The following is a 24,215-nucleotide window of genomic DNA, read 5'->3' as shown; positions in this document are numbered from 1 at the left end:
AGAACTCATTAATCAATATGAAAAAAAGGGGATGAGCATGATGAATTGGGAAACAAGAGTGACAAAATTATTGGGAATCCAATATCCGATCATACAGGGGGGACTCGCTTATTTGGCCTACTCCGATTTGGCGGCCGCCGTATCCAATGCGGGGGGACTCGGACAAATTACAGCCCTCAGTTTGGAATCTCCTGAACAATTAAGGGAAGAGATCCGAAAAACAAAAGAAAAAACCGATAAACCTTTCGGAGTGAATTTTGCTTTCGGCAATTATGGAAAAGGCTATGAACCGATGGTGGAAGTGGCAATCGAGGAAAAAGTGCCGGTCATTTCGATGACGGGCGGTAATCCTGCTCCGATGTTCAAATTGCTTGAAGGGGTCGACGTGAAAAAGTTGGTCTTGGTTGCGGCACGCCGTCAAGCCCAGAAAGCGGAAGAACTTGGTGCGGATGCAGTGATGGTGGTTGGACAAGAAGGAGGGGGACACTTGGGAAGAGATGATGTGGGGACAATGGTGCTCGTACCGCAAGTCGTGGATAGCGTATCCATCCCTGTCATCGCTTCTGGAGGGATTGGAGATGGACGAGGGTTGATGGCGGCTTTGGCTTTGGGAGCGGAAGGAATCGAAATGGGGACAAGATTCATTGCGACGAAGGAATGCGTGCATGCCTCCCCGGAATATATTAAAGCTTTGCTCAACAGTTCCGAAACGGATACGGCGGTCATCAAGCGATCATTAGGAACTCCAGCCCGAGCCTTAAAAAACGGATTTACAGAAAAAATATTGCAAATCGAAAAGGAAACCCCAACCTATGAAGCCCTTAAAGACTATATCAGCGGAGAAGCGAATAAACGCTTTATTTACGATGGGGACGCGGAAAACGGCTTTGGTTGGGCAGGGCAAGTAACCGGTTTAATCAAAGATGTCCCTTCAGTACAAGAATTGTTTGAGCGTATGATTCGGGAAGCGGAAGAAATTCGGTTAAAATGGGGAAGATAAAGAAAAAACAAATGAAGCGAGGTAAAGCCGTATGGAATATGCGTATCCAATTTCACCTGATTGGTCAACAGAGGAAATAATTGCAGTGGTGAAATTTTTTGAGGGAATTGAACAAGCGTACGAAAAAGGGATCAAAAGGGAGGAGATGTTGGAAAAGTATCGCCGTTTTAAACAAATCGTCCCTTCAAAAGCGGAAGAAAAAACCCTCTTCCGGGAATTTGAAGAGGTCAGCGGATATGCAAGCTACCCTGTGGTGAAGCAGGCGAGGGAATTAAAGGATGGGGATTGGATTCATTTGAATTGAGTCCACATCCTCTTGACGAAAAAAAGGAGCAATATGGCTCCTTTTTCTTTTTCCAAACAGCATTTTATGAAGACTTGATGCGGAATATTATTAAATTCCAAGAAAAAAAGCGGCTGAAAAATGTAATGTTTAATGTCGTCAACAGCATATTTATTTATACAACATACAGCAGGAAATAAATCAATCCTCATTCAAAAGAAAATGAAGAAGTTCATGCCGTTTAAATGGAATACAAAAAGCACAATTTAATTTTTTCCAATCATCATTTCGTAAATTGGGAAAAGTGCTTCAAAAGTATCCTCCGCCACTTTTAAAAACTCTTCCGAAGATAGATTTATGCATGTTTCACGAGGAATATGACGTCCAACCAAAAATTCCCCTTTTTTCACATCCCGAAGTCGAACCAGAAGTTCCTCCAACCGGACATCCAATGCATCCTTTAAAGGAATGGCATCAGGGGACGTATGATCGCCTGAAATAATGAAATCATCAGGCAACTTCCGAAATGCATCCAATGAATTCAGCAAACGATGGGCCATGGCAGATTTTTGTGGAACTTCATAAATTATTGCAACAACGATGAATAAATGGTTGTTTGTAAGCCCAATTTGAAAATGGGGAAGCGATTTGTATCCGCGTTTATATGGGGCAAATGCCACCCATGAATCATTCGGCGGATTGACGGTTCTTCTTGCATGTTTGGCGATATGGGCAAAAAATTCATCACCGGTTTTCGCACTGAAATATCCGGCAAAATGTTCCCCCAGCGCTTGGAATTTGGGACGTACAATCGTTTTCAATGCATCCATTCGGGCGTCTAAACCGTCTATTGTAAAAACATCAAAATCGGAATTTGTCCATTTGATATCAACCATGAATTGTTTTCCTCCTTTTTGAATCTTATGTTTATTTTCCATGTTTTTTGGGAAAAATCTTGTAACAAACAGCACTTCACCTTGAGACAAAAATAATTGGGAAAGGAAAGTGAGTGGCATGAGACAAACGGTTAAGATTATTCGCAAAGTTGATATTGAAAAACAATATGAACACGCTTTACGGTTGGAATTAGATTATGAATTGGCTTCCCTTTATTCCGCGATGCAAGAAAACGATACGAAGGAAATGGAAAGATGCAAAAAACGCTTAAAAGAAATCCAAGATGAATTAAACGGTCTGCACGCGTATGCGTAAGCAGTTTCCCTTCCTATAGAATCACTTGCTTTGATCGTCGAGCAAGTGATTTTTTATTTTTGAAAAATGTTAAGTCATAGGTTGTTTTCAATTTATCTTCTGCAGCCTTCTAAAAAAGTATATAATAATAACGTGAAAAATAAAAAAAATTAAGATTTTATGACAGGGATTGCAACTTTGGCAATTTAGGACCCCTTTTCAATAAATCATGTTAAAATAATGATAAAGGGGAATCTTTCATTCTTAAATGGCCTTATGAAATTTCTGAATTTTAGAAAATATATTTCAAAATAGTAGAAATCTATGGTAGATAAGAAGGCAGGTTTTTAACAAATGGATTTACGGAAAATAAACGATTTTGCAATAAAAACTATTTTTCATGCCGGTGATCAAATACGCGAATCTTTTTCAAAAGAATTGATTATAGAAACAAAAGCGAGCGCCAATGATTTGGTGACAAACATCGACCGGAAAATCGAACAATATTTTGTGGAAAAAATAAAGGAATTGGACCCTTCCCATAAGATTTTGGGGGAAGAAGGGATGGGGGATAAAATTGTGACATTGGATGGCCCCCTATGGATTATCGATCCAATTGACGGCACGATGAATTTCATCAAACAAGGCCGCAATTTCATGATTTCGATCGGTTTCTTTGTCGATGGAGTCGGGAAGTTGGGGTATTTGTATGATGTGATGCGGGATGAATTAATTTACGCGATCAAAGGCGAAGGTGCGTTCATCAATGATCAGCAAATCGGCAAATTAAAGCCGTTGAAGATTGAAGAAGCTGTGATTGGAATCAACTCCAGCTGGGTGATCCCGAATGGAAAAATCAATCACGAAAAAGTGGTAAAACTGATCCGGACTGTGCGCGGCACCCGTTCATACGGTTCAGCCGCCATGGAAATTGCTTTGGTGGTGACAGGCAAACTGGATGCTTATCTATCAATGAGATTGGCTCCATGGGATATCGGAGGCGGAATGGTCATCGCCCAGGAGGTGGGAGCGGTTGTATCGAACTTGAAAGGCCAACCGTTCAATTTATTGAACCACGATACATTCCTTATTGCGAACCCATCAATCCATCAGTTGTTGCTGGAACATTATATCGAATTAAAAGACGAGAAGCAGCATTCCAATTAAATAATCAACCTTTCCAATCCAATTTTAAGATTGCGGATCTGGGATAAAATAAAAAGAGGCTGAGACATAACTAATAAAGTGAACGAGCTGCAAAAAAATTTTTTGTAAAAAATTGATATCACAGAAAATTGATTGGAGTGACGGGGCGAGTGCTCCTGTCGCTCCGCTTTCGTCGCAAAGCAAAAGCTTTCCTGCGGGAACAGCCCGAGTCTCGAGACCCCGCAGGAGCGAAGGTTTGAGCTCCGAGGAGGCTCGAGCCGGGCCCGCGGAAAGCGTCCCCGGAACGGAAATCAATTTTCTTCAATTATCAAAAAAACACCATTTTTCTCCCGTGAGAAAATGGTGTTTTTTATCTTTTGTCCCAGCCTCTTTTTACTATAGCAGCCCTTTTTCACGAAATTTTCTTTTCATGCGGAAACCGATTCCCATAACGGCACATAATGCCACGATGCAAGCAATGATTGTAGGAACGCTTCTTATGGCGATCGCGTAACCAATGGAAACCATTGATAATAGTGCAGCGATGGAGAAAAGCAGCATGACAAACTTCGCTTTATTCATCAAAAGCCCCCCTTTAGAGTTCGAAGGTTAAAAAAGTGTTATTAAAAAAAGACATTTTTCATGTTCTTGTGATATAATAACACAGTTAATCTTATGAACAAAGAAATTGGAGTGGAATCATGACAAAATTACGTGAAGATATTCGCAACATCGCTATCATTGCACACGTTGACCACGGAAAAACAACATTAGTCGATCAATTATTGAAACAATCCGGAACTTTTCGTGTAAATGAGCATGTTGAAGAGCGAGTATTGGATTCGAATGACTTAGAACGCGAACGCGGCATCACTATTTTAGCAAAAAATACTGCCGTTCACTATAAAGGGACAAAAATTAATATTTTGGATACTCCGGGACACGCGGATTTCGGGGGCGAAGTGGAACGTATTCTGAAAATGGTTGACGGGGTTCTGCTCGTCGTGGATGCATACGAAGGTTGTATGCCCCAAACACGCTTTGTATTGAAAAAAGCGTTGGAACAAAAGTTGACACCGATTGTGGTGGTGAACAAAATTGATAAAGACTCTGCCCGCCCTTTGGAAGTGGTGGATGAAGTATTGGATCTATTAATTGAATTGGGTGCGGATGAAGACCAATTGGACTTCCCGGTTGTCTATGCCTCAGCTGTCAACGGAACAGCAAGCCTTGATCCGGATCCGGCAAATCAGGACGCTGATATGCAATGCTTGTTTGATACGATTATTGATCACATTCCTGCACCGGTGGATAATTCGGATGAACCATTGCAATTCCAAGTGACTATGCTGGATTATAATGACTATGTAGGACGGATCGGAATCGGACGCATTTTCCGGGGAGAAATCCATGTGGGCCAATCCGTTGCCCTAATGAAACTGGATGGCAGTGTCAAACAATATCGCGTGACGAAATTGTTGGGCTACTCCGGTTTGAAACGGGAAGAAATTGAATCGGCAAGTGCCGGAGATATCGTCGCGGTTTCCGGAATGGATGACATTAACGTAGGGGAAACGGTATGTGCCATTGAGCATCAAGAGGCGTTGCCGCCACTTCGCATCGATGAACCGACATTGCAAATGACGTTTCTTGTGAACAATTCCCCATTTGCAGGAAGAGAAGGAAAATTTGTGACGGCCCGTAAATTGGAAGAAAGATTAAGACAGCAATTGGAAACGGATGTTTCATTGCGGGTGGAAGATACCGATTCACCGGATGCATGGATTGTTTCCGGCAGAGGAGAACTTCATTTATCCATCTTGATTGAAAATATGCGCCGCGAAGGATACGAATTGCAAGTTTCAAAACCGAAAGTGATCATCAAAGAAATCGATGGAGTCAAATGCGAACCGGTGGAACGGGTACAAGTGGATGTTCCTGAAGAATATGTGGGTGCCGTGATTGAATCATTGGGCAATCGCAAAGGCGAAATGGTGGATATGATCAATAACGGCAATGGACAAACCCGCCTCATTTTCATGGTGCCATCCCGCGGATTGATCGGGTATACAACGGAATTTATGTCCATCACCAAAGGGTACGGAATCATCAACCACTCCTTTGACAGCTATCAACCGGTTGTTCCTGGCCGTGTCGGTGGCCGCCATAACGGGGCTCTTGTATCGATGGAAACTGGAAAAGCGACAACTTATGGTATGATGCAGATAGAAGATCGTGGTACACTATTTGTAGAGCCGGGCACGGATATTTACGAAGGAATGATTGTCGGGGAAAATAGCCGGGAGAACGACCTTGCCGTCAACATCACAAAACAAAAACAAAAAACGAATATCCGTTCCGCAACGAAAGATCAGACAGCGGTCATCAAAAAACCGCGCCTTTTGACACTGGAAGAAGCATTGGAATTTTTGAATGATGACGAATATTTGGAAGTAACACCACAATCCATCCGTTTAAGAAAACAAATTTTAAATAAAAGTGAAAGAGAAAAATTGGCGAAAAAACAAAAATACGCCGAGCAAGAATAATTCTCTTCTTGGGAATGTGAAAGGTGTTGTTCGACTTGAAGCTATTTGGTTTAATTTTGGCATCCGCCGCTGTCAGTGATTCTGACCGGGTATTTAATCGCATGTCGGCAGTCACTCGCTATGTTTACGAAAACGCACCGAATAATCAAGTGGCAGGATACATCATTTTTATCCTGGTGTTCATCCTGTCCGCCATTGTTTACAAACTCGGTTTTGCCAAAAAACTGAGTTTGGGGAAAAATATAATCATTTATATTTTTCTATTTCTAGGTTGTATTCTTCTTACCTTTTTCGCCCTATTCTTGCCGATGATTGAAGGATTGATTGTTGCGGCACTTGTTTTGATTCTCTATAAAATCCGTTTATGGCGAGAGAAAAGAGAAGAGAAAGAGGCTTCCTGACAAGGGAAATAGGGAGACTTGTCATCGGGTCAATCATTTTTCAATGAAGATTTGTAGAGTTGAGCGAATCGGGAAACGGACTGTTTTCCCGGTTCGCTTTTTTTGTTGCACATGTGTCCATGGTTTCATATTTTTGATCGGCCAGCTTACCCTCCTTTTGGAAGGCGGATAAGACACATTGGTATCGTTATCCGGGAGCCGGACCAAATTCATGGGCATTCACACATTATTTTCCCTTCGCATAACCTACTCTTGATAATGGATACTGACGAAACAAGGAGGTAAGAGGGATGAAATGGTGGAAGATTAGTCTTTCCGTCATGCTGGCAGGGATGATGGTTTTTCTTGCCGCGTGCGGAGACAAAGAGATGACAAAAGTGAAAGTAGGGGAAGTAACACGTTCCATCTTTTATGCACCACAATACGTGGCGATTTCCAAAGGATATTTTGAAGAAGAAGGGCTGGAAATTGAACTTTCCACAATTCCCGGCGGGGATAAAACAATGACTGCCCTCCTTTCAGGTGGAATCGATATTGCCCTTGTTGGAGCGGAAACTTCCATTTATGTGACAGCACAAGGCGCCAATGATCCGATCAAAAACTTTGCCCAATTAACCCAAACGGATGGAACGTTCTTAGTGTCCCGGGAAAAAATTGACGAATTTTCATGGGATCTGCTGAAAGGTTCCACATTCCTTGGCCAGCGCAAAGGCGGCATGCCGCAAATGGTTGGGGAATTTGTATTGAAAAAACATGGCATCGACCCTCACAAGGATCTAAACTTGATCCAAAACATAGAATTTGCCAATATTGCAACAGCCTTTGCATGCGGGTACATAAGACACTACTTACAACCGGGATGGATTCATGGAAGTTGCAATGAAAAGATTTTAAACCATATGGTGAATGACAAAATGAAGCTGCTTATCCCTTTTCCTTCAAAGGGGCAAGCAGCTTCATTGTTTAATGGATTTGATTCAACCCGTTTATTTATTTTCAATATTTTCCGCGATGACTTTGCTTACATCAACCCGTTTTAAGAATAATGTCAAGATTAAAGCCACAATCGTCACGATTGTTGCAACCAAGAATGACACTTGAATACCTTCAAGCAATGCCTGTTGCTGGATCCCTGCGATAAACGTCGGATTTTGCAATTCTGCCGGATTTGCGGCTTTTACCGCTTCCACCAATTCTTCCCCTTTATTGGTAGCGACAGAATTCATCAACGTCACGAACAACGCCGTTCCGATTGAACCAATCACTTGTTGAACCGTGTTGTTGACCGCTGTACCATGTGGATTCAAGCGGTTCGGCAATTGGTTCAAACCGTTTGTCATAATAGGCATCATGACCATTGACATACCAAACATCCGCAATGTGTACATTAAAACAATGGTCGTTTTTGTTGTTTCCAAATCCATCGTGGATAACAAATAAGTTCCGTAAGCAGTAACGGATAACCCGACAAATGCCAAAATACGCGGACCGAATTTGTCGAACAATCTTCCTGTGATTGGTGACATGATTCCCATTGCGAGGGCACCCGGCAACATCATTAAACCTGAATCAAGCGGTGAAATACCGCGGACGTTCTGAACGTAAGCCGGTGTTAAAATCATCCCTGAAAACATGGCGGCTGTGACAACCATCGAAATGATGTTACCAACGGCAAACATTGGGTATTTGTAAACGCGCAAATCCAATAAAGGTTGTTCCAAGCGGAATTGGCGGATGATGAACCAAATGATGCCGATTGCTCCTATAATCAACGTCGAAAGAACTTTTGCATCCGACCATCCTTCAGTGCTGGCCGTTGAACAGCCGTATAGTACGCCACCGAAACCGATAATCGATAATAGAATGGAAAAGTAGTCAATGGAAACGTCGCGTGTTTCCAATATGTTTTCCAATTTCCAAATAGCTAAAATCAAGCTGATGACAGCAAAGGGCAGTATCATTTCGAATAATACCCGCCAGTCCCAATATTCCACAATATAACCGGATAATGTTGGACCAATGGCTGGGGCAGTAATCATAACTAATCCGAAAATCCCCATTGCCGCGCCACGTTTTTCGCGGGGGAAGCTCACAAGCATGATGTTCATAAGCAACGGACCCATTACGGAACCGCCAGCCGCTTGAATCACACGCCCGGCCAAAAGCACACCAAAGTGGGGAGCATATGCCGCCAATGCGGTACCAATAGTGAATAGCGAAATGGCTGTAATAAATAAATGACGGTTTTTAAACCGTGTAATTAAAAAGGCGGATACAGGAATCAGAACACCACTTACCAGCATGTAACCTGTAGCCAACCACTGAACAGTTGAATAATCCACTTCAAAATCTTTCATGATTGTTGGTAGTGCAACATTCAACAAAGAGTTATTTAAGAATGAAACAAACGCGCCAAAGAAAAGTATTGCAATCACTAAATATGGCGGTTTTTTCCCTTGTTTATCTAATGTCATATTATCCCTTTCCCCATTTCTTTCTTTTTATCGACTTAAACATTTTATACCCATAGTTCAATTTTATCAATAAAAAAATACATTCAGTCCAACATTGATTTTTTGTGTATAATAAATAGAGCATTATATAAATAGAGGAGTTCAAAATGAATAAAAGAAAAAAAGCGGTCATTGATCATGCTTTGCGATTGTTTGTAGAACATGGAATTGCGAAAACATCAATCCAACAAATCATTGAAAGAGCAGGGATTTCAAAAGGAACTTTTTATAATTACTTCTCTTCCAAAACGGAATGTATTGAAGCGATATTGGAGCAGGCGAGATATGATGCCTCACTTTTACGGGCCGAACTCATGATAGGAAAAGACCCTACGGATATCAACGTATTCGCCAACCAGATTGCTGTATTATGGAAGATTAATCAGGAATCCGGATTGGATGTGCTATACGAAGAAATTTTGCATTCAGGGGAAGACGAATTGAAAGAACTGGTTTTGCGTCATCGGATATTGGAGTTTGAATGGTTCCGATTGCGTTTGATTGAAGTTTACGGAGATGAAATGCGCAATTACGGGTTTGAAGCGGCAATATTATTTTATGGAATGTTTCAATATTTAACCTTCACCTGCAAAATTTCCAATCACCATTCCATTTCTTTGGAGGAAATCGCTTCAATATTGTTGAAATATTTGGAAAAAATTATTGATATGATGATAAATGAAAAAACGGCAGTATTAAATGCCGATAAAATAAATACCATTTTATCCATTTCGAAAAAACAATATCGTTTGGATATTTCAGAAATAAAAAAGAAACTGGAAGATCTGATCAAGGAAAATTTATCAAGCAATCAGAAAGAAATTACAATGGCCATCATCGAGGAATTCCATCGCGAATCTCCCCGGACCATTATACTCAATGCTTTATTGAAAGTTTTTATTGACGAATTTAAAGGCTCCGAATTGGAACAGACAGTGAAAGAAATCGCAAGCCTTATTTGGTATGATGTGCGTTCAAAACAGTTGCGTCAAAAAAAGGCGCAAAAAGTTTGATCCCATTGACGAAGGAAGCGGGACAACTTCTAAAAAAATGAGCTATTTTAGTAGACGCCAGCCACTAAAATAGCTCATTTTTATATGCCGTACAAGAAGAGCCGTTCCGATGAAAAAGTTTAATTGATGTTCCCTTCAAAATAATCCGACAACCCGATATTCAATTCAATTTCAATTTCGTTTTTGCCTAAATACACTTTATTGATTAATTTCGAGAGCAATGCTTTTTTATGATCCCCATCCGCTACTTCGAACTTTTGCGCCCAATGTTTCAATTCATTCGCCAAGAAATTGACATCTGAACAGGTTTCCCGTTCTTTTTGCAATTCTTCCGTCAAAGAATGGATTAGCGCCGACTTTTCCTCCATTTGTTTTTCAATTGTTTCCAAGGCAAGAGAAAGCTGTTCCGGTGTAAATGCGCTCTCGCCGATCAAAGCCTTCCCGATTTCTAAATTCAGTTTTTCCTGCTGTTTCTTTAAATCAACGTACTCTTTTTTTAAATGTTTGATATTTTGTTCTTTCAGTTTTACTCTTTCAGCTTTCAAATGTTTGCCTGCTTCCAGGTATGGTTGAAGTTCGAATTGGGATAGGATGGATTTGAGTTTATTGATAATGAGCGTGTCGTATTTTTTTCCACCCCATATGTTTTGACGGTGACGGCAATAAGTTTTGCCTTTGTTTAAAGGGCATCGGTATCGGTAAATGGCGGTTTTATGCCTTTTATCTTTTGAAGATTTGTAAAGGTAATTGGAAGTCAGCTTTGAACCGCAATATTTGCAATAGGCAAGGCCTGACAGCAGCAATTTTCCTGATCTCGGGATATCCGATTTGTCCTGTTCTTTCATGTTGCCGCGTCTAATTTTTCGGATTCGCTCAGCCTGATAAAACAATTCCTCAGGAAGGATTTGCAGTTTTTCGTTAAATGGCAGCGTTCCTCCTGCAGCCGTTTTATATCTTTTAAATCCGATATAAATGGGGTTGGACAGTATTCTTTGGATGGTGCTCACAGCAAAGATTTTGCCATCACGGTTACGATAGCCCTGTTCATTTAAATGATCGGCGATTTTTCGATAGCCCATATGTTTGTTTACATATAAGTGGTAAATCAGCTTAATGATTTCTGATTCCATTTCGTCCGGCACCAATTCTTTTACACGGCGGTCTTTGTTTTTCCAATGCCGCTCTTCTGTTTCGACAATTTTATAGCCCAATGGTGCTGTTCCGCCTTGAAAATAGCCTTGTTCACTCAGTTGTTTTTTGGCTTCTTTCACCCGGATGGATGTTTTTTGGCTTTCCCCATCGGATTGCCAAAAACTGATATAATTCAGCAGTTTGTCGACATGGGATTCGATTTTCCGTTGCCCTTCTTTTACTGACCAGACTTCGATGCCATGTTGAATCAGAAAATTGACCATGACCGGTGTTTCATCTTCCCGGCGTCCTAAACGGTCGAACATGAAAACCAGCAACACATCGAATTTTTTCTTTAAAGCTCCTTCTTTTAGTGCCGCCATTTCATCCCGCTCATTGACGGATTTTTTCCAGCCGGATACGCCCTTTTCGTACAACTCATTTGTGATGGTCCAATCGGGTTTGCCGTTGACGAATTCATGGCAGGCGTTTTTTTGCATAGGAATGTCTTCATCTGCGCTGACTTGTTGTTTTTTCGACACCCGGTAAAGGCACCAAACCCGTTTCATTACCACACACCCGTCCAAAAGTTATAATAGCTCCAGGAAAAAGGTTTTTAATGCATTGCGGGCTTCCTTTCTTTTCTCCTCATCTTTCGTGAATTTCAGGTGTATTTTCACTTCGTTGTCTGATAAATCCGTTAAATAATCAAACCCATCATCGGATTTGTGCAAATATTTCACTCCGCCAATGACCATTTCACCCGATTGCTTTGAAGGATTAACATCATTCAATCAAATCCCCCCGTTTTTTTAAGGTGTTAAATTGTATTCGTGCTGAATTGATAATATTAGTCATTTTCCGAAACGGAAATGTCGAAACGCCAAGTCGGAATCAACTTTTTTACAAAAAAAGACCCCATAAAAGACCTGCACATGTGTGTACAGCTTCATGGGGCCAATTTTTCCGTTTACTTATAATGAATCAGGAATCTTTAGCGTTCTTTCACCGGGAACCAGCCTGGTCTGGAAATGATTTGTTCCCATAATCCATCCGGAATGATCAGTTCTTCCTGTTGGTCAGTGAAAATGACAATGGAGATTTCATCTTCCCTTCCTTCCTGGATTTTTTGCACCCAATCCGGATCCACAATCATTTCTCTGCCTATGGCAATGAGGTCAACCCCTGTTTCCAGCGCTTCTTTCGCATTGTCGGCAGTTATAATGGAACCGACACCGATGAGTGGTACACGGCCGTTGATGGTTTCAAGTAAATATTCAATCCGCGTTTTAGTGAAATCCTCGACGCCGACTCTTGGAGTGGAGCGGAAATCATTTAATGAAACATGCAGATAATCAAGTCCTTGATTTGCAAGTACATCAACAAAGACAAGAGTATCCGCCATTGTAATGCCAGGTGTTTCCGGTTCTTCCGGAGAGAAACGGTAACCGACGATGAAAGGGGATTTTGCATGTTGGTCGACAACGCTTTTTACTTTCTTGATGATTTCAAGCGGGAACGACATTCGTTTTTCAAGGGTGCCGCCATATTGGTCTTCCCGGCGGTTGGAATGTGGCGAGAAAAATTGATGAATCAGATAGCCGTTCGCCCCATGAATCTCAACGCCATCAAAACCGGCTTCAATCGCGCGGCGGGTCGCTTCACCAAATGCATCAATGATTTCTTCAATTTCTTGAATCGTCAAAGATCGGGGTGTTTCCGCCCCGGGTCTTTCAGCCGGAACCGCACTCGCGCTAACAATATCTCCGTCCGGTACAAGTTCAGGCGGGCATAATCTTCCGCCGTGATGGATTTGAAGTATGGCTTTGGCTCCTTGTTGTTGAATCGCGGTTGCCACTTTTCTTAACCCCGGAATCATTTCATCACGATCTGCGGCAAATTGGCCGTGGAATGCTTTCCCATTTGGGGTTACATAAGCGCAAGCCGTGATGACTGCACTCACGCCCGCAGATCTCCGGGCATAGTATTTTAATTCAATTTCTGAAACGGAGCCGTCCGGATTGGATGACCAGTGTGTCATTGGAGCAATGACGATGCGGTTTTTCAATGTCACACCATTCGGGAAGGTAAAAGGTGAAAATAAACTTTTAAATTTGTCCTTCATAACTTTTCCCCCAATCAGTTATTTCACTCTCTTTAACGATACGTCTATGTTGGATAATTTTTCAAATATAACGCATAAAAAAGATGGAGAGTCCCCTGTTGGGCAGAGGTGAGGAACGGCTTCTTTAGGGCGTTATTTCTTTACAAATATGATTTCTCCTTTAAGATATTCTGAAGTGAAAATACATATATTCAAACTGATGGCTTAATCCATTAAACCATCTTTTGTAAAAAAGAATTTTTTGATTGCATGTTGCAGAGGTGAGTCCGCTGATTCATTTTTTTGAAACGGTACAAGGAATAGCAACGTTCTTCTTATTATTTTGCGGGTATATCTATTACAGACAATTAAAAAGAAAAAGGTTGGAGAAAAAGGTTTCGGCGTTTGAGAATGTAATGTATCTATTGACGGGCTTATCCGTATTCCTTTTTGCCTCCAGTTTTTTGCTTCTTTTTTTAGATGCCCTTTTTGAAGGCGAATGATTGAATGACCGTTTGGAAGCTTCAGTCAGATCCGGCAATCAGGAGACTCCTTGAAAAAGGGGCTTTTTTTTGTTTATGGGCGGATTGGAATGTTTATTTTTGAAAATATGGCCAAGCAAAAATCAGGGAACTTTTTTCCATTGATTCGTAGAAATCACCACCGTATTTGGTAGTGTCAAAAAATCTATGAAAACTTAGTTTTGGAGGGATGTGATCTAGCGAAACTAGAGGAAATGCCGCCGCAATCGCTCTTGACAAACACGTCAATGGTTTGATTTCGAACCAACAAGGGCGAAGGGAACAAAAAGAAGGCACACCAAAGAAGCCCTTGCCAATTCCCATTTTAAACCATTGACTGGTTCGGTTTGTCAAGAGTTCGCTTCGCCGATGCTGGTAAGGGCTCTGCTAAACAAAAAGTTAGGCAGTTTGCTCTACTAGCCATTGTTGAGCTAAACCAATCAGTTTTGTCCAACGTGCAGGCATATTCGGCAGTCCTTTTAGCTCTGGAATAACTACAGGCACTTTGCCTTCCAGGGCTGAATGTGGCCGCAAGAAATTAAAATAAGCCACAAACAAAGTCACATAAGAAACGGATCCGTGATCGGATCCAAATCCGTGTGTCGATCTGTAATTGCCCTTAAATGTTCGATTCAGTCTTTCAATAATTTGTTTTAACGGTCTGTATTCCGTTGAAACCTGGTCTTCGTTGGTTAGTCCAATGACCTGCTTCACATCAAACGTAATACCGTGCTGGGCAAAAAAGTGTTGTGCTAAAAGGTAAATCGGATTGCCATCTACGACAAAGGTGAGGTCTTCCGGGATCTCTTTCATCTTCCATAAGGCCTCATCAATCGCACGAATGGCTGATACCGTATCACGATTTGGAGAAACAGGGTAGGACAGAATAATTTTCTTTACCGCATCAAAAAAGAAAAAAAGATAATGCCAACGACCATTCACCTTAATGTATGTTTCGTCTCCGCAGAATTGATCAGAAAGCTCGTAAGGATAATGATCCACATAAGGTTTGAGAAGAAGTGCTACGCTGTTTTCGTAATTCAATATACTCTGGTGAGAGATGGGTACGCCATGAACATCCTTCATCAGTGCAGCTGTTTTCCGAGCCGATAAGCCATAGTTTACATGGTAGGTTAAAATGAGCCCCAATGTGTGCGGTGACACATGAAGCCTGGACAAATCCACTTTTGGCTTCTTAGGTGAATGTTTGGCTAACGGCTGATAATCAATTTGAAACTGACGAAATATGTATCGAACTTTAAAAGACGGAGAATCCTTTTCGAACTGCTTTTTCTCTTTTTTAGACATTCCTTGCAGTTTCTTTTTGTAATACGGACAGTCATTGTTTTTGCACTTAAATACGAGAAAATCTTTTCTTTCCTTGATCTTCTCGAGTGTTTTCGAACAGTGTGGACATTTTAGTATAGCCTCCTTGGCATATTGATTCTTTTTATTAAACAGACACGCACACACCTTGCATTGATACTGTCCTTTACCTCCGTTATTGGCATAAAGATAATCTGACGGAGCACCACACCTTGGACATTTCATGGATGAAGGTACTTTACCTTTTGAATTGGAACGCCTCTGAACAGGTTTGAGAGGTTTCCCGTTCTTCTCCAAATATTCTTTGAGAAGAATTTGATAATCGAGCTTTTGTAGAGTTTCAATGATTGGCAGCTCATCCACCTGGAGTTTTTGATAAGGCTTATTGACAGGCTTTTCAGTTGGCTTATCAAACATGTTTTTTCCAATCAGAAGGGTAAGTAATGTTCGAATCATTTGATCTTGGTACTTGATATATTCAAGCAAATAGGTTAATAATTGAGGTAACAACTTGTCACTTCCTTTATTAGGGATTTTTGAGTGTGTGGTTACCTCATAAATACCCTAATTTTAAGGGGGTGGCAAGTTTTTTTTATATAAAACTAGTTATATCAACAAAAACGTAAGTTTTATTAAGTAATTTTTGACAATACGCCGTATTTTTAAGGGGGAATATTTATGAAGCCAATCAATTTTAAGAATCCACATGTAGCAAGCTATCTTTTAATCGGGGTTGTATTTTTTATGATCGGTTTTACAAAAGGGATCCTTTTCTTTCTCTTGGGGGCGATTTTTATTTTGTTAGGGATTCGGCAAAACGCCCGTTTATCTTAATCATCAATTGCTGCAAACATCGATTAGGGCCTTATTCCTGCAGTCAATGATCCCGAATCTTCCATCCTAACTGCCGGCCATCCCGGAATCAAAAGCCTATGTTGCCATCTGTATTTAGGATGACCTTTCCTGACATGACAGTAGTGTCTTTTGTACCCTCGCGCTTTTGCATCCGGAACGGGGGAATTCGTACAACTATTTGAACCGACTGCAAGCGTTTTTGAAAAAGAAGGAATCGGCTATGTGGTGGCATCATTCGGTACGGAATCCGGGCATGTTCCATATACGGTGTTTATGGCGAAAGAAAGTTACTTGAAGAAAAATCCGGAAGTGGCGGAGAAATTTACGAGAGCCATCAAAAAAGCGCAAGACTTTGTGTATGATGCTCCGGCGGAAGAAGTGGCAAAAGCCATTCAGCCATTCTTTGAAGATACGGACGTTGAATTGATTGCACAAGTGGTGGAACGCTACCGCCAGCAGGAATCCTTTGCGAAGGATCCGATTTTGGATGAGGAAGAGTGGAACAACTTGCAGGATATCATGGAAGAAGTGGGGGAGCTTCCGATGCGCATAGATTACTCAAAACTGGTGGATACAACATTCGCCGAGAAGGTAACGAAGTGATATGAGTTTCTTGCTTGTTGATCACGTCAGCCATGCGTATTTTTCAAAGGATGCGGCAACGGAAGCGTTACAGGACATCCATTTGACCATTGATGAAGGGGAATTCGTTTCCTTTATCGGGCCGAGCGGGTGCGGTAAAACAACCCTTCTCTCCATCATCGCCGGATTATTTCAGCCGACTTCAGGAAATGTCTACATTGAAAATCAAAAGGTGTACGGAAATAAAGAGCTCTCCATCGGGTATATGTTGCAGCAGGATTATTTATTCCCGTGGAAAACCATCGAGGAAAATATCACCCTTGGATTAAAACTGTCGAATCAAGAGTATGATCGGCATATTGCGTCAAAGCTGCTGGAAGATGTGGGATTGCCATCCATCGAGAAAAAATATCCCCGGGAATTATCGGGGGGGATGAGGCAAAGGGTGGCGCTCGCCAGAACCCTTGCGGTGGATCCGAAAGTGCTATTGCTGGATGAACCGTTTTCCGCCCTGGACTATCAATCCAAATTGAAGCTGGAAGATTTGGTATACAACATGTTAAAAGCGTACAATAAAACGGCCATTCTTGTGACCCATGACATCGGGGAAGCCATTGCGATGAGCGACCGCATTTTCTTATTTTCCAGAAGGCCCGGACGAATCCATCAAACCTTTGAAGTGCCGGAAGAAATCAGAAACTTGACTCCTTTTGAAGCAAGAAGCCATTCAAGCTATTCACCATTATTTCAACAAATTTGGAAGGAGCTTGAAAGCCTTGAACATTAAAGAACTCCATCTGGCATATAAGAAAAGATTGGCGAAGGAAAAACGATGGATTCGATTTTACCAGTTGTTCATCCTGGTCGGCTTTTTTGCCATATGGGAAGCCGCCTCTTCCAACCGCTGGATTGATCCGCTCATATTCAGCGCGCCTTCGAGGATTTTCCGGTTACTGATGAACATGATTTCGGATGGCACGATTTTTATCCACATGAACTATACATTGTTTGAAACGGTTCTCGGGTTTATTTTGGGGACGCTCGTAGGCACGGTTTTGTCGGCCATTCTTTGGTGGTTCCCGACTTTTTCCAAAATTTTGGACCCGTATTTGGTTGTGTTGAATTCCATGCCGAAAGTCGCACTTGGACCGATTTTGATTGTTGCTCTCGGTCCAGGGATGACATCCATCATCACAATGGGGGCCATCATCTCCGTCATCATTTCCACCATCGTCATTTACACATCTTTCCGCAACGTGGATGCCAACTATCTGAAAGTGTTGCAAACCTTCAATGCGACGAAATGGCAAATGTTCAAAGAAGCGATTTTGCCCGCCTCTTTTCCGACAATCATCTCCACATTAAAAGTGAATGTGGGATTGTCTTGGGTAGGGGTCATTGTCGGCGAATTCCTCGTTTCTTCCCAGGGGCTCGGCTATTTGATCATTTATGGATTCCAAGTGTTCAACTTCAATCTCGTATTAATGTCGCTCCTCATCATTGCCATCTTCGCAACACTCATGTACCAGCTGGTGGAAATGCTGGAGAGACGATTGATCAAAAATGAGTAATCCATCATGCAACATTTTGTTCATCCTTAAGAATAAAAAATATAACCTATTATGAAATTCCATTTTGGATTTCATAATAGGCCATTTTTTTGCGGGAAAATGATATTGTCATAGTTCTTCATCAATGCTTGAAGAGCTGCGGAAGAAACGGAATTTGCCCGTCGCCAGTCTCTCCAGCGTTTTTGTTGTAATGCGATCATGGCAAGTTTCACACATGTATGTGTGGATCGGCCGATTTCTTAATCTTTTAGCCAGTGGTGAGTCGTCTTCCAGTTCATGGATGGAATCACAAATTACACATTGGACACGCATAGGTTAAATCCTATTCCACCCGAATCGCTGCAATGTTTTTGATTGGGTTGTCCAAATTGGAACCGTCACCAAAAATAATATGAACAGGCCCATCCTCTGTCAGCGGCTTACCATCTTGGCTAAATTTGAAAATCAATTTGTATGCATCATCGATTGCAAAAGCGTGCTCTGTGCCATCTTTGCATTCAAAGACCACTTTTGTTGCATCTTCTTCGATTTCGGCATTGTTAAGGAAATATTTTATTTCCATGCCGAACGTACCGGTTTGCATCCCTTTCCGGTCAAATTTTCTTTCCGTTTTTAAAGTAGGAGGGAATGTTGCACCTTCCATAATTTCACGGGACCAATGTTCGCCCATTTTAAACAAGTATTTTAAATCTTCGTCCTCATTTTCTTTTGGTTTTGTAAAATATGTTTTCAAATCAATTCTTCGATCGTCAAAAATCCACACGGATGGATCCAATGTCAATTTATATTTCACTTTTCCTTTAATTGGAATGATGCTTTCCATCAGAATTCTCCCCCTTAACTATTTTACATATATCAGTATACAGTTAGATTTTCACATAATAAAGAAATAATCATTTCTAACTGTTCTATCTTGTGTTGCCACTTGCATTTTTATTTGCTAAAAGATAAACTTTATTAAGATAGAATAGAAGAAATTACATTAATGGGGGCGTCCTCATGGAGAAAAAAACTCAAGCTTCCTTCCAGGAAAAAGCGTTGGAATTGCTGCTTGAAGATGCAGATAAAATAGCGCGTTTGATCAAAGTGCAAATGGATCATTTGACGATGCCGCAATGTCCTTTGTACGAAGAAGTTCTGGATACACAAATGTTTGGTTTGTCCCGGGAAATCGATTTCGCCGTGAAATTGGGATTAATTGAACGTGAACAAGGAAGAAAGATTTTGGATACATTAGAAAAAGAATTGTCCTTGTTACATGAAGCATATACAAACGCAAACTCGAACAAGTAACAAAAGGCTCAAATCAATGTGATTTGAGTTTTTTTTCTAAAAGAGGTCTTCGCTATGAGAAAATATCTTTCGTACTATATTCGGAATTTTGATTACCCTTTATTCTTCGTTTATGTATTTTTGTGTTTATTCGGCCTGGTGATGATTTACAGTTCCAGCATCATGGTGGCACTTGTCGACGGGAAGGAACCGGATTATTATTATAAAAAACAATTATTTAATTTAATGGTTGCATTTTTCTTCTTTACCGTCGGTGCTTTTGTGCCGTACAAGCATTATAGCAGAAAAAATATAATGGTCTTTATGGTTGGATTGATCACCGTTTTGATGTTCTGGGTGTTTTTTTTCGGATTCGGTGAAAGCGGAACGGGGTCCAAAAGCTGGATCAGTCTGTTCGGCCTGATGTCTTTCCAACCTTCTGAACTTGCAAAACTCATCATTATTTTATATTTTGCAGGGGCTTTTTATCGGAAAAGTTTAAAAACCCCAATGGTTGATTTACACCCAAATCATATTATTTACCCTATTTTAGTATGGATTTTTATCATCTTTTTCGTGGCACTTGAAACAGATATCGGTGCCGTCATGATCATTTCCGGCATTGCCATTGCGGTAGTAGCGGCAAGCGGCATACGGATAAGAACCTTCTTTAAGTTTTTTGCCGAATTGGCGATTCTCGGTGCAACCATTCTCGGTGTCATTTTATTGATCAAAGGGGATAAAATTTTGACGCCAAACCGCATCGGGAGAATCAAGGCATTTTTAAATCCATTTGAATATGAACAAGGTTCAGGGCACCAAGTGGTTCAAGGCTATATTGCCATCGGTTCTGGTGGAATAGAAGGGGTAGGGCTTGGTCAATCCGTGCAAAAACTCGGATATTTGCCAGAACCGCAAACAGATTTTATAATGGCTGTAATTGCGGAAGAATTAGGTTTGTTGGGCGTTATAATCGTTCTAGGAGGTTTGGGATTTATCGTATTTAAAGGATTATCCATTGCTCTGACTACGAAAGATCCGTTGGCCAGAATGATTGCGGCAGGTATTGCCAGCTGGATTGCCATACAAACCTTTGTCAATTTAGGTGGTTTATCAGGACTTATCCCATTGACTGGGGTGACATTGCCTTTCATCAGTTATGGTGGATCATCTATTTTGGTATTGTCTTTCGCAATAGGCATATTAATCAATGTTTCTATGTATGAGAAACTTGAAAAAAGAAAGTTAAGGGGGACAAAATGAGAAAGATTCACAAGCTTTTAGTCGCAAACAGAGGGGAAATCGCCATTCGCGTATTGCGGGCATGCAATGAATTGGATATTAAAACAGTTGCGATTTATTCGGAAGAGGACCGCGCGTCCCACCATCGTTACAAAGCGGATGAAGCTTATCTTGTCGGTGTCGGGAAAGGTCCGATTGATGCTTATTTGGATATCGAGGGCATCATTGAAATCGCAAAAGAATCAGGCGCTGATGCCGTTCACCCAGGATATGGCTTCCTGGCGGAAAATGTTGAATTTGCCAGACGTTGTGAAGAAGAAGGGATCATCTTTATCGGTCCAAATTCAAAGCATTTGGAGATTTTTGGCGATAAGGTGAAGGCAAGAGAGCAGGCAATCCTTGCGGGAATTCCGGTGATTCCTGGAAGTGATGGCCCTGTTTCATCTTATGAAGAACTGGAACAATTCGCAGATGAAGTCGGATATCCGGTGATGATCAAAGCTGCCTTGGGGGGCGGCGGCCGCGGAATGCGATTGGTGCATGCAAAAGAGGAACTGAAAAGCGCCTATGAAAGGGCGAAATCTGAAGCCAAAGCGGCTTTCGGATCCGACGAAGTGTATGTGGAAAAAGCGATCATTAAGCCGAAGCATATAGAAGTGCAAATTTTAGGGGATTATGCAGGAAACATTGTCCATTTATATGAGCGCGATTGTTCGATTCAGCGCCGTCATCAAAAGGTGGTTGAAATCGCTCCATCGATTTCGCTTTCTGAAAATTTAAGAAATAGAATTTGTGAAGCGGCAGTAAAATTGATGAAAAATGTCGGGTATGTAAATGCCGGCACTGTAGAATTTTTGGTTTCCGGCAACGAATTCTATTTCATCGAAGTGAATCCGCGCATTCAAGTGGAGCATACCATCACGGAGATGATTACAGGCATTGATATCGTTCATGCGCAAATTAAAATTTCGGAAGGATATGAACTTCATTCAAAAGAAATCGGCGTTCCTGAACAGAGCGAAATTCCGTTATTCGGCTATGCGATACAATCCCGTGTGACGACGGAAGATCCAGCCAATAACTTTATGCCGGATACAGGAAAAATCATGGTTTACCGTTCAAGCGGCGGTTTCGGGGTGCGTTTGGATGCAGGTAACGGTTTCCAAGGTGCCGTTGTGACACCTTACTACGATTCCTTGCTCGTCAAAATTTCCACATGGGGTAGAACATTTAAGGAAGCCGCGGCTAAAATGGACCGCAACTTGAGGGAATTCCGTATCCGCGGCGTCAAAACGAACATTCCGTTCCTCATGAATGTGGTGTTGCATGAGAAGTTCTTATCCGGAGAATTTGATACGAGCTTTATCGATTCTACGCCGGAACTATTTGACTTAGCCGTTCGCAAAGACCGCGGCACTAAGTTGTTGAGATATATTGGGGATGTTACATTAAACGGATTCCCTGGAATTGAGAAAAAGAATAAACCAATCTTTGTAAAACCTGAAAAGCCGAAATTGGATATCAAGCATACGGAAATTCCGCGGGGAACAAAACAAATACTTGAAGAAGAAGGCGTCGATGGAGTCATTCGATGGATCAAAGAACAGGATGATGTTCTATTGACAGATACCACATTCCGTGACGCGCATCAGTCGCTGCTTGCTACAAGGGTCCGCAGCCAGGACATGTATCAAATTGCAGATTATAATGCACGGATGATGCATGATTTCTTCTCCCTGGAACTTTGGGGCGGCGCAACGTTTGATGTCAGCTATCGATTCCTGAAAGAAGATCCATGGGAAAGACTTGCAAAACTTCGAAAACAAATCCCGAACGTTTTGTTCCAAATGTTGTTCCGTGGCGCCAATGCAGTAGGTTATACAAACTATCCGGACAATTTGATCCGCGAATTTGTGAGGGAAGCGGCGAGTGCCGGAATTGACGTATTCCGCATTTTCGACAGCTTAAACTGGATCAAGGGGATGGAAATCGCCATTGATGAAGTGCGTAATACAGGGAAAATCGCGGAAGCGGCCATCTGCTACACTGGCGATATTCTGGATCCTTCCCGCTCAAAATACACGGTTCAATATTATAAAGAAATGGCGAAGGAATTGGAGCGTGCGGGAGCCCATATTTTGGCCATCAAAGATATGGCGGGCTTGTTGAAACCGGAGGCGGCTTATGTCCTTATTTCTGAATTGAAAGAAGCGACGGACTTGCCAATCCACTTGCACACTCATGATACAAGCGGCAACGGAATTTACACTTATGCAAAAGCCATCGAAGCGGGTGTCGATATAGTCGATACAGCATTGGGTTCCATGGCAGGCTTAACATCCCAGCCAAGCGCCAATGCGCTGTATTATGCCATGAGCGGCGCAAAACGAAAAGTGCGCGCGGACATCGAAGCGCTTGAACAATTATCATATTACTGGCAAGATGTTCGGGAGTATTACCGGGATTTTGAAAGCGGCATGAAAAGTCCCCATTCCGAAATCTATGTTCATGAAATGCCAGGCGGACAATACAGCAACTTGCAACAACAAGCGAAGGCCGTGGGGCTTGGAGACCGTTGGGATGAAGTGAAAAAAATGTATTCCCGCGTGAATATGCTGTTTGGCGATATCGTAAAAGTAACCCCATCGTCCAAAGTCGTCGGCGATATGGCGCTATTTATGGTGCAAAACAATTTGGATGAAAACAATATTTTGGAAAAAGGAAAAACGATCGACTTCCCGGACTCAGTCGTCGAATTTTTCCAAGGCTATTTAGGACAGCCTTATGGCGGGTTCCCGGAAGAGTTGCAAAAGGTCATTTTGAAAGAAAGAAAGCCGATTACTGTGCGGCCTGGCGAACTCCTTGAGCCGGTGGATTTCGATGCACTGAAAAAAGAATTGGAGAACAAAGTGAAAAAGCCGGTGGAGAAAAAGGATGTCATCTCCTACGCTTTATATCCTAAAGTGGTGGAAGAGTATTTCATGGCTGTTGAAAAGTATGGAAACTTATCCGTATTAGACACGCCTTCTTTCCTTTACGGTTTACGAATCGGTGAGGAAATTGAGGTTGAAATCGAAAAAGGGAAAACGTTAATTATTAAATTGGTGTCCATCGGTGAAGCGGAACACGATGGAACAAGGGTAATTTACTTTGAATTCAACGGTCAGCCTCGTGAAGTGGTTGTGGAAGATAAAACGGTGGAAGCCGATGGATCAATTGCCGTGAAGGCGGATCCGAACAATCCAAATCAAATTGGGGCGACAATGCCGGGTACTGTATTGAAAGTGCTCGTTTCTAAAGGCAGCCATGTAAAACGCGGCGATCATTTATTGATTACGGAAGCGATGAAAATGGAAACAACTGTGCAAGCGCCAAGTGACGGTGTAGTGAAGGAAATCTACGCAAAACCGGGCGATGCGATTTCAACGGGCGATTTGTTAATTGAGCTTGAATAAGAAATTTTGGGGCAATTCCATTGTTTGTGAGCGAATGAGCATTCATTCGCTTTTTTTATT

General features: G+C 41.7%; 22 protein-coding genes and 2 pseudogenes. 15 read left to right on the top strand and 9 right to left on the bottom strand.

Translation table 11 applies throughout. The features are described from left to right. The first annotated feature begins 31 nt into the window (after window positions 1-31). Together NSS77_RS01125 and NSS77_RS01120 are read left to right on the top strand one after the other, a co-directional pair. On the top strand, window positions 32-1,000 hold the full coding sequence (locus tag NSS77_RS01125) for a nitronate monooxygenase family protein (protein WP_342470010.1): 969 nt from the start codon (window positions 32-34) through the stop codon (window positions 998-1,000). A gap of 31 nt (window positions 1,001-1,031) precedes the next feature. Continuing rightward, window positions 1,032-1,304 carry a UPF0223 family protein gene (locus tag NSS77_RS01120; RefSeq protein ID WP_342470009.1) on the top strand — a complete coding sequence of 91 codons (273 nt, stop codon included), beginning with the start codon at window positions 1,032-1,034 and terminating at the stop codon, window positions 1,302-1,304. Between the two features lie 245 nt (window positions 1,305-1,549). Here NSS77_RS01120 and NSS77_RS01115 read toward each other — a convergent pair whose 3' ends face one another. Continuing rightward, complete coding sequence (locus NSS77_RS01115) at window positions 1,550-2,179, bottom strand: DUF1054 domain-containing protein (RefSeq protein WP_342470008.1); 630 nt, start codon at window positions 2,177-2,179, stop codon at window positions 1,550-1,552. A 118-nt stretch (window positions 2,180-2,297) separates the two neighbouring features. Between NSS77_RS01115 and NSS77_RS01110 the strand changes: the two genes are divergently transcribed. After that, the gene (locus tag NSS77_RS01110; RefSeq protein ID WP_342470007.1) at window positions 2,298-2,495 is read left to right on the top strand and encodes a hypothetical protein; all 198 of its coding nucleotides are present in this window, start codon (window positions 2,298-2,300) and stop codon (window positions 2,493-2,495) included. Between the two features lie 333 nt (window positions 2,496-2,828). After that, window positions 2,829-3,641, top strand: a complete 813-nt coding sequence (locus NSS77_RS01105) for an inositol monophosphatase family protein (protein WP_342470006.1) — start codon at window positions 2,829-2,831, stop codon at window positions 3,639-3,641. A gap of 375 nt (window positions 3,642-4,016) precedes the next feature. Here the strand turns inward: NSS77_RS01105 and NSS77_RS01100 are convergent, their stop codons facing one another. Then, the gene (locus NSS77_RS01100; RefSeq protein WP_342470005.1) at window positions 4,017-4,202 is read right to left on the bottom strand and encodes a YlaF family protein; all 186 of its coding nucleotides are present in this window, start codon (window positions 4,200-4,202) and stop codon (window positions 4,017-4,019) included. Between the two features lie 119 nt (window positions 4,203-4,321). Here NSS77_RS01100 and typA point away from each other — a divergent pair, with 119 nt between their 5' ends. The 3 genes and pseudogenes from typA to NSS77_RS01085 form a co-directional block, all read left to right on the top strand. Continuing rightward, entirely contained in the window at window positions 4,322-6,169 is a 1,848-nt protein-coding gene (gene typA, locus NSS77_RS01095; RefSeq protein WP_342470004.1) for a translational GTPase TypA, read from the top strand. A 101-nt stretch (window positions 6,170-6,270) separates the two neighbouring features. Continuing rightward, window positions 6,271-6,570: a YlaH-like family protein gene (locus NSS77_RS01090; protein ID WP_342471166.1), complete on the top strand. Its 300-nt coding sequence runs from the start codon at window positions 6,271-6,273 to the stop codon at window positions 6,568-6,570. Between the two features lie 290 nt (window positions 6,571-6,860). Beyond that, window positions 6,861-7,397, top strand: a pseudogene (locus NSS77_RS01085) (ABC transporter substrate-binding protein); the annotation flags it as partial. 159 nt (window positions 7,398-7,556) lie between these two features. Here the strand turns inward: NSS77_RS01085 and NSS77_RS01080 are convergent. After that, window positions 7,557-9,044: a DHA2 family efflux MFS transporter permease subunit gene (locus tag NSS77_RS01080; RefSeq protein WP_342470003.1), complete on the bottom strand. Its 1,488-nt coding sequence runs from the start codon at window positions 9,042-9,044 to the stop codon at window positions 7,557-7,559. 146 nt (window positions 9,045-9,190) lie between these two features. Here NSS77_RS01080 and NSS77_RS01075 point away from each other — a divergent pair, with 146 nt between their 5' ends. Continuing rightward, window positions 9,191-10,096 (top strand): TetR/AcrR family transcriptional regulator, encoded by a 906-nt coding sequence (locus tag NSS77_RS01075; RefSeq protein WP_342470002.1) that lies wholly within the window; start codon window positions 9,191-9,193, stop codon window positions 10,094-10,096. 119 nt (window positions 10,097-10,215) lie between these two features. On the opposite strand, the gene NSS77_RS01070 is transcribed toward NSS77_RS01075, so the two are convergent. The 4 genes from NSS77_RS01070 to NSS77_RS01055 form a co-directional block, all read right to left on the bottom strand. Continuing rightward, window positions 10,216-11,796 carry a recombinase family protein gene (locus tag NSS77_RS01070; protein WP_342470001.1) on the bottom strand — a complete coding sequence of 527 codons (1,581 nt, stop codon included), beginning with the start codon at window positions 11,794-11,796 and terminating at the stop codon, window positions 10,216-10,218. A gap of 21 nt (window positions 11,797-11,817) precedes the next feature. Further along, entirely contained in the window at window positions 11,818-12,021 is a 204-nt protein-coding gene (locus NSS77_RS01065) for a hypothetical protein (protein WP_342470000.1), read from the bottom strand. Between the two features lie 200 nt (window positions 12,022-12,221). Then, window positions 12,222-13,352 carry an NADH-dependent flavin oxidoreductase gene (locus tag NSS77_RS01060; RefSeq protein ID WP_342469999.1) on the bottom strand — a complete coding sequence of 377 codons (1,131 nt, stop codon included), beginning with the start codon at window positions 13,350-13,352 and terminating at the stop codon, window positions 12,222-12,224. An 899-nt stretch (window positions 13,353-14,251) separates the two neighbouring features. Continuing rightward, on the bottom strand, window positions 14,252-15,688 hold the full coding sequence (locus tag NSS77_RS01055) for a DDE-type integrase/transposase/recombinase (protein ID WP_340714312.1): 1,437 nt from the start codon (window positions 15,686-15,688) through the stop codon (window positions 14,252-14,254). Between the two features lie 168 nt (window positions 15,689-15,856). On the opposite strand from NSS77_RS01055, the gene NSS77_RS01050 reads away from it, so the two are divergent. The 4 genes and pseudogenes from NSS77_RS01050 (at window position 15,857) to NSS77_RS01035 (ending at window position 18,186) form a co-directional block, all read left to right on the top strand. Next, window positions 15,857-16,012 carry a hypothetical protein gene (locus NSS77_RS01050; protein WP_342469998.1) on the top strand — a complete coding sequence of 52 codons (156 nt, stop codon included), beginning with the start codon at window positions 15,857-15,859 and terminating at the stop codon, window positions 16,010-16,012. Window positions 16,013-16,174: 162 nt separating this feature from the next. After that, window positions 16,175-16,636: pseudogene (locus NSS77_RS01045) on the top strand (ABC transporter substrate-binding protein); the annotation flags it as partial. A gap of 1 nt (window position 16,637) precedes the next feature. Beyond that, window positions 16,638-17,402 carry an ABC transporter ATP-binding protein gene (locus tag NSS77_RS01040; RefSeq protein ID WP_342469997.1) on the top strand — a complete coding sequence of 255 codons (765 nt, stop codon included), beginning with the start codon at window positions 16,638-16,640 and terminating at the stop codon, window positions 17,400-17,402. After that, window positions 17,392-18,186, top strand: a complete 795-nt coding sequence (locus NSS77_RS01035) for an ABC transporter permease (RefSeq protein ID WP_342469996.1) — start codon at window positions 17,392-17,394, stop codon at window positions 18,184-18,186. Before NSS77_RS01040 ends, NSS77_RS01035 begins: the two co-directional genes overlap by 11 nt. Window positions 18,187-18,294: 108 nt before the next feature. Here NSS77_RS01035 and NSS77_RS01030 read toward each other — a convergent pair whose 3' ends face one another. Together NSS77_RS01030 and NSS77_RS01025 are read right to left on the bottom strand one after the other, a co-directional pair. Further along, window positions 18,295-18,498: a YlaI family protein gene (locus NSS77_RS01030; RefSeq protein ID WP_342469995.1), complete on the bottom strand. Its 204-nt coding sequence runs from the start codon at window positions 18,496-18,498 to the stop codon at window positions 18,295-18,297. A gap of 10 nt (window positions 18,499-18,508) precedes the next feature. Next, window positions 18,509-19,009, bottom strand: a complete 501-nt coding sequence (locus NSS77_RS01025) for a peptidyl-prolyl cis-trans isomerase (RefSeq protein ID WP_342469994.1) — start codon at window positions 19,007-19,009, stop codon at window positions 18,509-18,511. Window positions 19,010-19,185: 176 nt separating this feature from the next. On the opposite strand from NSS77_RS01025, the gene NSS77_RS01020 reads away from it, so the two are divergent. The 3 genes from NSS77_RS01020 to pyc are packed head-to-tail and all read left to right on the top strand — an operon-like array spanning window position 19,186 to window position 24,155. Beyond that, window positions 19,186-19,479: a YlaN family protein gene (locus tag NSS77_RS01020; protein ID WP_342469993.1), complete on the top strand. Its 294-nt coding sequence runs from the start codon at window positions 19,186-19,188 to the stop codon at window positions 19,477-19,479. 54 nt (window positions 19,480-19,533) lie between these two features. Beyond that, entirely contained in the window at window positions 19,534-20,721 is a 1,188-nt protein-coding gene (locus NSS77_RS01015; protein ID WP_342469992.1) for a putative peptidoglycan glycosyltransferase FtsW, read from the top strand. Beyond that, the gene (pyc, locus tag NSS77_RS01010) at window positions 20,718-24,155 is read left to right on the top strand and encodes a pyruvate carboxylase (protein ID WP_342469991.1); all 3,438 of its coding nucleotides are present in this window, start codon (window positions 20,718-20,720) and stop codon (window positions 24,153-24,155) included. The genes NSS77_RS01015 and pyc overlap by 4 nt, the downstream gene beginning before the upstream one ends. The last annotated feature ends 60 nt before the right edge of the window (window positions 24,156-24,215 follow it).

This window comes from Ureibacillus sp. FSL K6-3587 (assembly GCF_038593165.1).
GTDB classification, from domain to species: Bacteria; Bacillota; Bacilli; order Bacillales_A; family Planococcaceae; genus Ureibacillus; species Ureibacillus suwonensis.
This window is presented reverse-complemented; position numbering and strand designations above follow the sequence as displayed.

Bases quoted from the DNA above. Each gene is read 5' to 3' on its own strand.
- NSS77_RS01125 (WP_342470010.1), top strand. From the start codon at position 32: ATGAGCATGATGAATTGGGAAACAAGAGTGACAAAATTATTGGGAATC.
- NSS77_RS01120 (WP_342470009.1), top strand. From the start codon at position 1,032: ATGGAATATGCGTATCCAATTTCACCTGATTGGTCAACAGAGGAAATA.
- NSS77_RS01115 (WP_342470008.1), bottom strand. From the start codon at position 2,179: ATGGTTGATATCAAATGGACAAATTCCGATTTTGATGTTTTTACAATA.
- NSS77_RS01110 (WP_342470007.1), top strand. From the start codon at position 2,298: ATGAGACAAACGGTTAAGATTATTCGCAAAGTTGATATTGAAAAACAA.
- NSS77_RS01105 (WP_342470006.1), top strand. From the start codon at position 2,829: ATGGATTTACGGAAAATAAACGATTTTGCAATAAAAACTATTTTTCAT.
- NSS77_RS01100 (WP_342470005.1), bottom strand. From the start codon at position 4,202: ATGAATAAAGCGAAGTTTGTCATGCTGCTTTTCTCCATCGCTGCACTA.
- typA (WP_342470004.1), top strand. From the start codon at position 4,322: ATGACAAAATTACGTGAAGATATTCGCAACATCGCTATCATTGCACAC.
- NSS77_RS01090 (WP_342471166.1), top strand. From the start codon at position 6,271: ATGTCGGCAGTCACTCGCTATGTTTACGAAAACGCACCGAATAATCAA.
- NSS77_RS01080 (WP_342470003.1), bottom strand. From the start codon at position 9,044: ATGACATTAGATAAACAAGGGAAAAAACCGCCATATTTAGTGATTGCA.
- NSS77_RS01075 (WP_342470002.1), top strand. From the start codon at position 9,191: ATGAATAAAAGAAAAAAAGCGGTCATTGATCATGCTTTGCGATTGTTT.
- NSS77_RS01070 (WP_342470001.1), bottom strand. From the start codon at position 11,796: ATGAAACGGGTTTGGTGCCTTTACCGGGTGTCGAAAAAACAACAAGTC.
- NSS77_RS01060 (WP_342469999.1), bottom strand. From the start codon at position 13,352: ATGAAGGACAAATTTAAAAGTTTATTTTCACCTTTTACCTTCCCGAAT.
- NSS77_RS01050 (WP_342469998.1), top strand. From the start codon at position 15,857: ATGAAGCCAATCAATTTTAAGAATCCACATGTAGCAAGCTATCTTTTA.
- NSS77_RS01040 (WP_342469997.1), top strand. From the start codon at position 16,638: ATGAGTTTCTTGCTTGTTGATCACGTCAGCCATGCGTATTTTTCAAAG.
- NSS77_RS01030 (WP_342469995.1), bottom strand. From the start codon at position 18,498: ATGCGTGTCCAATGTGTAATTTGTGATTCCATCCATGAACTGGAAGAC.
- NSS77_RS01025 (WP_342469994.1), bottom strand. From the start codon at position 19,009: ATGGAAAGCATCATTCCAATTAAAGGAAAAGTGAAATATAAATTGACA.
- NSS77_RS01020 (WP_342469993.1), top strand. From the start codon at position 19,186: ATGGAGAAAAAAACTCAAGCTTCCTTCCAGGAAAAAGCGTTGGAATTG.
- NSS77_RS01015 (WP_342469992.1), top strand. From the start codon at position 19,534: ATGAGAAAATATCTTTCGTACTATATTCGGAATTTTGATTACCCTTTA.
- pyc (WP_342469991.1), top strand. From the start codon at position 20,718: ATGAGAAAGATTCACAAGCTTTTAGTCGCAAACAGAGGGGAAATCGCC.